Raw genomic sequence first — 1,032 nt, 5'->3', positions numbered from 1 at the left:
AACCCTCGATCGCTCAGCCCAAGGCTGGTCGTCTGCAAGAGAAAATCGACAAGCTCAAAGCTCAGATGAAAGAGTTACAGGTCATTGAAACTCAGCTCAACGAATCACCGGATAAACAGGTATCACTGACCGATCCAGACGCCCGTTCCATGATGACTCGCGGCACTGGAATCGTCGGTTACAACGTGCAGACAGCGGTCGATACCCAGCACCATTTGATCGTTGCATATGAGGTTACCAACGTCGGTTCCGACCGAGATCAACTCAGCTCGATGGCCAAGCAGGCCCGCGAGGCTATGGCGTCAGAAACGTTGTCGGTAGTGGCTGATCGAGGTTACTTCAAAAGCGAAGAGATCCTGGCTTGTCACGATGCAGGCATCACTGCCTATGTGCCCAAGCCGATGACCTCTGGAGCCAAAGCGGGCGGGCGTTTCAATAACGATGCTTTCATCTACGACGCGGCAAAAAACGAATACATTTGCCCGGCGGGAGAAGCACTGAGCTGGCGCTATACCAACGTTGAAAAAGGCCTGACGCTGCACCGTTACTGGAGTTCGAAATGCAGGGGCTGCGCAATGAAACCGCAGTGCACACCGAGCACGGAACGGCGGGTTCGACGCTGGGAGCATGAAGCCATACTGGAGGAAATGCAGAACAGACTGAGCAACGCGCCGGACATGATGCGAGTCCGCAAGCGTACGGTCGAGCATCCCTTCGGGACACTCAAACAATGGATGGGCGCCACGCATTTCCTGACACGAAAGCTGAACGGAGTAAGTGCGGAGATGAGTTTGAACGTCCTCGCCTACAACTTGAAGCGGGTCATGAAAATTCTCGGTACCAGCGGTTTAATGAAGGCGCTGTCGGCCTGAAGAGGTCTGTATTTTGGCCACCCAGCAAGGTAGAAGCGGCGCTGGGGGCTCCCAGGCCCTAGTGATGATCCGCAGGACTTGTTGCGAGCAATTACTCAGCTAACAACCGTCGGCGCTGCGCGCCGACAGTGCATCAGCGCGTTTTTACACACTCTGGGCC

General features: G+C 55.2%; 1 protein-coding gene. It reads left to right on the top strand.

What is annotated here, in order from left to right:
* Positions 1 to 872 (top strand): IS1182 family transposase (locus ACIQVE_RS29760; RefSeq protein ID WP_402815549.1); only part of this gene is annotated, 872 nt, incomplete at its 5' end.
* Between the last annotated feature and the right edge of the window lie 160 nt (positions 873 to 1,032).

Origin of the sequence: Pseudomonas sp. NPDC098747, from assembly GCF_044760045.1 — a bacterium.
Taxonomy (GTDB): domain Bacteria; phylum Pseudomonadota; class Gammaproteobacteria; order Pseudomonadales; family Pseudomonadaceae; genus Aquipseudomonas.
The sequence above is the reverse complement of the archived record's forward strand: the minus strand, read 5'-3'. Positions and strand labels throughout refer to the sequence as shown.